This is a genomic window from Desertihabitans aurantiacus (genome assembly GCF_003344635.1).
In the GTDB taxonomy this organism is placed as follows: Bacteria; Actinomycetota; Actinomycetes; order Propionibacteriales; family Propionibacteriaceae; genus Desertihabitans; species Desertihabitans aurantiacus.
The window spans coordinates 1-6,990 of sequence record NZ_QPKK01000205.1 but is presented as its reverse complement, the minus strand read 5'-3'; the positions used below and the strand labels follow the sequence as shown (position 1 = coordinate 6,990).

Sequence of the window (6,990 nt, the reverse complement as noted above, 5' to 3'; positions counted from 1 at the left end):
AGCACGGTCGCGGTGGTGGTGAGCAGCCCCGGACGTCCCAGCCACAGCGAGGTGCCGAGCCGCAGCCGCACCGGCACGTCGAGCTCGGAGGCCAGGGTGCCGGCCTCGGTCGGGGTGAGGTGGGAGATCCACAGCGGTCCGGGCCGCACCGACTGGGCCAGCGCGGCCAGCTCGCGGGCCTCCTCCATCCGGCCCTCGGTGAGCAGCGGCAGGTGGATGGTCCAGCCCTCGACCTCGACGCCGTCGGCGGCCTCGACCGCGGCCCGCGCCTCGGCGGCGTCCAGGCCGTGGCGGCGCATGGACGTCCGCAGCTCCAGCACCACCCGGGGCCGCTCGCCGGCGGCGGCCACCGCCGGCAGGTCCTCGACCCGGGTGACGGTGCTGATCACCCGCGGGTCGCCGGTCAGCGCCACCGCGTCGGGGTCGGCGGGGCGCCAGGGCTGCAGCACCACCAGGTCGCCGTGGAAGGTTTCGCGGACCTCGGCCACCTCGGCCGCGGTGCCGACCGCCAGCACCGGGACGTCCAGCCGCTCGGCCTCGGCCGCCAGCCGGCGCAGGCCGAACCCGTAGCCGTTGCCCTTGGCCACCGGCACCACGTCCGGGCCGGCCGCCACCATGGTGGCCAGGTGCTCGCGCCAGCGCTCGGTCTGGATCGTCAGGGTCAGTCCGCTCACGTCGGCGCAGCCTAGTCGGGCCGCACCCTCAGGCGGTGAGCGCGATGACGGCGGGCACCACGACGGAGAACACGTTGTTGCACACGTGCACGACCACCGCCGGCCAGATCGACCCGGTCCGGCGCAGCAGCAGGGCCGCCGCCACACCGACGAGGAAGGCCACCGGCGTCACCACGTTGATGCCGTGGGCGACGGCGAAGACCGCCGAGCTGAGCAGCACCCCGGACCACCAGCCCCAGCGGCCGAGGACGTTCGCCACCAGCCCGCGGAAGAACATCTCCTCCCCGAACGGGGTGAGCAGCGCGCCGAGCAGGATGGCGCCGACGAAGCCGGCCAGCCCACCGGTGGCGGCGGCCTGGTAGTCGGTCTGGATGTTCTCGGGCTGGGTGTAGGTCACCACGACCGCGGTGACGAGGACGTTGAGCCCGATCACCACCACGCCGACGCCGACCGCGACGGCCAGCCACCGCCCGGCCACCCGACGGATCCCGAAGTCGCTCCACCGCCGCCTCCGCAGCAGCGTGACGACGGCGACGGCCCCGAGCGGGCCCAGGCCGGAGACCGCGTAGGAGGCCAGGCCGACGAGGATGCTCTGGTCCTCCGGGAGCGCCCGCAGGAGCAGGATCCCGAGGCCGAGCAGGACGACGGCGGCGACGACGCCGATGCCGAGGTCGGCCCAGCCGAGCGGTCGGGACGGTTCGGTCTGGGGTCGCGAGGTGGTGACGTCGGTCGTGCTCCCGGTCATGGACCCACTGCACACCGTGCCCTCGGGACAGGCTCAAGTCGTCGTCCGGCCCGTGGGTCGCACCGTCCGACCTCTTGTCAGCGACCGACGACCCGCCTACTGTCGTCGTCATATAGTCGAACGGTGTTCGACATTGTCGAACGAGGAAGTACGAGCGATGACGCCCGAACCGCACCAGAGCCCGACGCCCCGTACCGCCATCCAGGCCATCGACCGGAGCGTCGCGCTGCTGGACGCGATCGCCGACGCCGGACCGACCGGGGTCCCGCTCAGCGAGCTCGCCGAGACGACCGGGTTGGCCACCTCCACGGCGCGCACCCTGCTCTCCTCGCTCGTGGAGCACGGGCTGGTGGCCCAGGGCGGTCGACGGCGCTACCTGCTGGGTGCCCGGTTCTTCGAGCTCAACCGCCGCTTCGTCACCCAGACCGACCTCTCCGCGGTCGCGGCGCCGGTACTGCGGGCCCTGTGGGAGCGCACGGAGGAGACCGTGCACCTCGCGGTGCTGCAGGGCCTGCGACGCGTCGACATCGCTGTCCTGGTCGGGCCGCAGCTGCTCACGGTCAGTCCGACGTCGGCCCGCTTCACCGACGCCACGAGCACGCCCCTCTACCGCACGGCGGCCGGCAAGGTGCTGTTCTCCGGGCTCGACCGGGTCAGCCGGCTCGCGATGCTGGCCGAGGCCCCCTGGGACTCACGCGGCCGGCCCGGCGAGGACGAGCTGATGGCCGCGATGGACGATGTCGCGGCCCAGGGCTACGCCACCAACGTCGAGGAGGAGATGGCCGGTGTGTGCGGTGTCGCGGCCCCGGTCCAGGACCAGGCCGGACGCACCGTCGCAGCCGTCTGCCTCGGCTACCCCGCCGTCCGGCACACCGACGCCCACGCGACCTGGCTGCGGGAGGAGGCGGTGGGCGCCGCCGCCGAGCTGACCCTGCTGCTCGGTGGTGACGGTGGGGCCCGCGGATGAGGCAGCACTACGACGTCGTCGTCGTCGGCGGCGGACCGGCGGGCTGGCCGGCGGCGACCCAGGCGGCCCTGCTCGGGGCGAGCACGCTCCTGGTCGAGAAGAACGGCGCGCTCGGCGGTACCACGACGGTGGCGGGTGTCGCGCTGCCGGGTCTCTTCCACGCCTGGGGCCGGCAGATCATCGGCGGCATCGGCTGGCAGGTCGTCCTCCGTTCGGTCCAGGAGGCCGGTGGAGCGCTCCCCGACTTCTCCGACTGGCGGCAGCGCCACTGGCGGCTCCAGGTCCCGGTCGTGCCGGGGGTCCTCGCCGCGCTGATCGACGACGCCGTCGTGGGGTCGGGCGCCGACCTCCTGCTGCACACGATGGTCGGGGCGGCACACTGGGACGGCTCGGTCTGGCGTCTCACCCTCGCCACGAAGGAGGGCCTGCGGCCACTGACGGCCGACGTGGTCGTCGACTGCACCGGCGAGGCCGACGTCGTCGCGCTGGCGGGTGTGCCGCGGCGCACCAACGAGCACCGTCAGCCCGGCACGATCATGTTCCGGCTCGAGGGCTACGACCTCGCCGCACTCGACACCGACGCCCTGCAGCGGGCCCACGACGCCGCGGTGGCCCGGGGCGACCTGCTGCCGGCCGACCTGGCGCACAAGAGCGTCGCCGCGTTCCTTCGGGCGCACGGGGAGAACGCCACCCACGTAGTCGGGGTGCAGGGCGGCACCAGTGCCGACCGCACCGCCACCGAGCTCGCCGGACGTCGGCTGCTGCTCCGGGTGCTGCGCTTCCTGCGGGCCCAGCCCGGGCTGGAGGAGGTGGGGCTGGCGGCGTGGGCGACCGAGACAGGTGTCCGCGAGAGCTGGTCGATCGACGGCCACGTCACCATCACCTCCCACGACTACGTCACCGGTCGCCGCTGGCCCGACGCGCTGAGCCACAGCTTCTACCCGATCGACGTGCACCGCCCCGACGGCGCCGGCATCGACATCCGACCGCTCCCCTACGGCACCCTCCCGACGATCCCGCGGCGGGCGCTGGTGCCCCGCGGGAGCCAGCGCCTGCTGGTGGCCGGACGGGCCATCAGCGGCGACCAGGAGGCGGCCTCGGCGTTCCGGGTGCAGGCGTCGTCGATGGCCATGGGGCAGGCCGCCGGCGCACTCGCCGCCCGCGCGGCGGCCACCGGGGCGGACGTCCTCGAGGTGCCGCTGGAGGACGTCTGGGCCCAGCTGCGCCGGCACGGCGCCATCGTCCCGGGCGACGTCGTCGTCCCGCCGCTGGAGCAGGACCACCCGAGGCGCACCGCCTCCCCCGCATGAGCCGAGTCGAAGGAGACCCGAGATGAGCAAGCACAGCGAGAACCCGACGCGGGGCACCCGCACCGCCCGCACGGCGGCCGCCACACTGGTCCTGGCCACGACGCTCGCCGGCTGCGGATTCGTCAACACCGGCGGTGGTGACGGCTCCGACGGAGGCACGAGCGGCACCGTGACGGCCTACGTCAACACCGAGCAGAGCGCCGGCCTGGCGCCGCTGGTGGAGGCCTTCGAGCAGGAGACCGGCTCCACCGTGGACGTCTCGTCGGCCACCACCGACGAGCTCAACCAGCAGCTGCGGGTGCAGCTGACCTCCGGCACCGCGGCCGATCTGATCCGCGTCTCCCCGGGGAGCTCCAGCCCGGTCGCCGCCGGCGTGCTCGGGCGGGCCGACGAGCTCGCCGACCTGTCCGACGCCGGGTGGGTGGCCGAGCTCTCCGAGGACACCCGCTCCCTCGCCGAGGTCGAGGGCGAGGTCGTCGCGTTCCCGGTGAGCCGCAACGCGATCGTCATGGCGTACAACCGCGAGGTCTTCGCACGGGCGGGGGTCGAGGTCCCGACCACCTGGTCGGAGCTGCTGACCGCGTGCGAGCAGCTCTCCGCCGCCGGCGTCACCCCGATCTCCACCCCCTTCCAGGGCGGCATCTACCTCCAGTTCTGGGTCTACGCGCTGGCGGCCACCCTGGTGTACGCCGAGAACCCCGAGATCGACGCCCAGATGGCCGCCGGCGAGACCTCCTTCGTCAGTGACGCCCGCTGGAACGAGACCTTCGCCCGGATCGCCCAGCTGAACGACGCCGGGTACTTCTCCGACGGCATGCTCGGGATCCCGCCGGACCAGGGTCTGCAGTCGGTCGCCACCGGTGAGTCAGCGATGGTGCTGCTGGTCTCGGCCGGTCTGCCACAGCTCTACGGGTACGCCGAGGGCGGGGAGGAGGCGTTCGACGTCTTCGCCCTGCCGGCCAACGAGGACGCCTCCTCGACCCACGTGGCGATCGCACCGGACTTCCTGGCCGTCAACGCCGAGGCCGAGAACCCCGAGGGCGCTCGCGCCTTCCTCGACTTCCTGGCCCGTCCGGAGAACGTCGAGGCCTACGCCGACGAGATGGGCGTGCTGCCCGGTCTCGCCGTCGACGCCGAGCTGAGCTCGGACGCGCTCGAACCGATCATGCCGATGTTCGACTCCGGCCGGACCGCGGGTTACGCGAACTACCTGTGGCCCAACGGTGACGTGCAGCAGACGATGCTGCAGTCCGGGCAGGAGTGGCTGGACGGGACGATCGACACGCCCGCGCTGCTGGAGCAGATGGACGCCGAGTACGCGAGGGGGACCTCGTGACGACGGTCCTCGACCGGGCGACGGCGAGCCGGGCCGACGACCCGGGCCCGCGGCGCCGGCGGGGACGGCGGGCGGTCGTCCCGTACGCGCTCATCGTCCCGGCGCTGCTGTTCTACGCCGTGGTGGTGCTCTACCCGACGGTGGCCGGAGGCGTCTACGCCTTCACCGACTGGAACGGTCGCCGCGCCGCCACGTTCGTCGGGCTCGACAACTTCGTCCAGCTCGGCACCGACCCGGCGCCCCGCTCGGCGCTGGCCAACACGCTGCTGATCGCCGTCTCGACCACGCTCCTGCAGACGCTGCTGGGGCTCGCCCTGGCGCTCGCGCTGCACACCTCGCTCGTCAGCCGGAACGTGCTGCGGACGCTGTTCTTCGCACCCGCGCTGCTCCCGCCGGTGATCATCGGGTTCCTGTGGCAGTACGTGCTCACCCCGTCCGGACCGATGAACGACGCGTTGTCGGCGGTCGGTCTCGGGGCGTTGACCCAGAACTGGCTCGGCGACCCCTCGATCGCCCTGGCCAGCGTGATCGGCGTCATCATCTGGCAGAACGCCGGCCTGACCATGGTCATCTACCTGGCGGGTCTGCAGGGCGTGCCGGAGGAGCTGCTCGAGGCCGCCGCCATCGACGGCGCGGGACGGTGGCAGCGGCTGCGGCGGGTGACCCTGCCGCTGCTGGTGCCGGCGACGACGATCGCCATGTCGCTGACGCTGATCGGCAGTCTCAAGCTCTTCGACCAGGTCTACGTGATGACCGGCGGCGGACCGGGCTACGCCACCGAGACGCTGTCGGTGGTCATGTACAAGGAGGCCTTCGTGTCGGGCCGCTACGGGTACTCGACGGCGATCGCGCTGGTGCTCACGATGATCGTGTTCGCCTTCGCCTTCGTACAGCTGCGGGGGCTGCGACGGTTCGAGGTGGACGCGTGAGCGCCCGGCGGCGGAGCGCCGCTCAGCTGGCCGGCCGGTTCTCCGCCGAGCTCGGCATGCTGCTCGCGGCCCTGGTGTTCGCCTTCCCGTTCTACGTCTTCCTCAGCGTCGCCCTGAAGACCCCGGCCGACCTGGCGGCCTCGCCGCTGTCGTTCCCGACCGATCCGGCGCTCGGCAACTTCGCCGAGGCGTGGCAGCGGGGTGACCTCGGGCAGGCGATGGGCAACTCCGTCGTCGTGACCGCCCTGGCGGTCGCCCTGCTCGTCGGCACCGGGTCGATCGCCGCCTACGCGCTGGCACGGCGGGCGTCCCGCCTCTCCTACGGCGTGTACCTGCTGTTCCTGCTCGGGCTGATGATCCCGCTGCAGCTCGGGATGGTCCCGCTGTACCAGCTGATGCGCGACGCCGACCTGCTGCAGACCTACACCTCGCTGATCATCTTCGAGGTCGGGCACCAGCTGCCCCTCGTGGTCTTCCTGTACGCCGGCTTCCTCCGGGCGCTGCCGGCCGACTACGAGGAGGCCGCCCGGGTCGACGGCGCGGGGACCCTGCGGGCCTTCGGCTCGATCGTCTTCCCGCTGCTGCGCCCGATCACGGGCACCGTGGTCATCCTGACGTCGATCAACGTCTGGAACGACTTCCTCACCCCGCTGCTCTACGTGGGTGGCAGCGCCCAGCAGACCCTGCCGGTGGCGATCTTCGCCTTCCGCGGCGAGTTCGCCAGCCAGTGGCAGATCATCTTCGCCGGGATGGGCATCGCGATCGTGCCCATCCTCCTCGTCTACTTCCTGCTCCAGAAGTACATCATCCGCGGTTTCGCCAGCGGGCTGAAGGGATGAGCCACCGCCGGCTGGCCGAGACACCACCACCGACCGACTGAGGAGAGACCCATGTCAGGCACCGTCCGACGACGTACCGTGCTCGCCGGCAGCCTCGCCGCCGGGGCCCTCGCCCTGAGCGGCGCCCCGGCCGCAGCGACCCCGGCCCCGCTGACCCCGCCCCGGGTGCCGCCCGGCTCCGGGCCGCTGC

Annotated in this window: 7 protein-coding genes; 5 read left to right on the top strand and 2 right to left on the bottom strand. The window is 72.9% G+C overall.

What is annotated here, in order from left to right; all coding sequences use genetic code 11:
- Both DVA66_RS14900 and DVA66_RS21345 read right to left on the bottom strand, forming a co-directional pair.
- Nucleotides 1–674, bottom strand: a 674-nt coding sequence (locus tag DVA66_RS14900; RefSeq protein WP_198671796.1) for an alanine racemase, incomplete at its 3' end; no start/stop codon positions are given.
- 28 nt (nt 675–702) lie between these two features.
- Nucleotides 703–1,419: a CPBP family intramembrane glutamic endopeptidase gene (locus DVA66_RS21345; protein WP_114560792.1), complete on the bottom strand. Its 717-nt coding sequence runs from the start codon at nt 1,417–1,419 to the stop codon at nt 703–705.
- A 157-nt stretch (nt 1,420–1,576) separates the two neighbouring features.
- Here DVA66_RS21345 and DVA66_RS14890 point away from each other — a divergent pair, with 157 nt between their 5' ends.
- From DVA66_RS14890 to DVA66_RS14870, 5 genes are read left to right on the top strand one after another with little or no spacing between them, the layout of a single operon-like run.
- Nucleotides 1,577–2,386: an IclR family transcriptional regulator gene (locus tag DVA66_RS14890; protein WP_198671795.1), complete on the top strand. Its 810-nt coding sequence runs from the start codon at nt 1,577–1,579 to the stop codon at nt 2,384–2,386.
- On the top strand, nt 2,383–3,696 hold the full coding sequence (locus DVA66_RS14885) for an FAD-dependent oxidoreductase (RefSeq protein WP_114560790.1): 1,314 nt from the start codon (nt 2,383–2,385) through the stop codon (nt 3,694–3,696). The genes DVA66_RS14890 and DVA66_RS14885 overlap by 4 nt, the downstream gene beginning before the upstream one ends.
- Nucleotides 3,697–3,718: 22 nt before the next feature.
- A complete protein-coding gene (locus tag DVA66_RS14880; protein WP_114560789.1) occupies nt 3,719–5,032 on the top strand; it encodes an ABC transporter substrate-binding protein in 1,314 nt (437 codons plus the stop codon).
- Complete coding sequence (locus DVA66_RS14875) at nt 5,029–5,961, top strand: carbohydrate ABC transporter permease (protein WP_114127379.1); 933 nt, start codon at nt 5,029–5,031, stop codon at nt 5,959–5,961. Before DVA66_RS14880 ends, DVA66_RS14875 begins: the two co-directional genes overlap by 4 nt.
- Nucleotides 5,958–6,800, top strand: a complete 843-nt coding sequence (locus DVA66_RS14870; protein WP_232821977.1) for a carbohydrate ABC transporter permease — start codon at nt 5,958–5,960, stop codon at nt 6,798–6,800. The genes DVA66_RS14875 and DVA66_RS14870 overlap by 4 nt, the downstream gene beginning before the upstream one ends.
- Nucleotides 6,801–6,990: the final 190 nt, after the last annotated feature.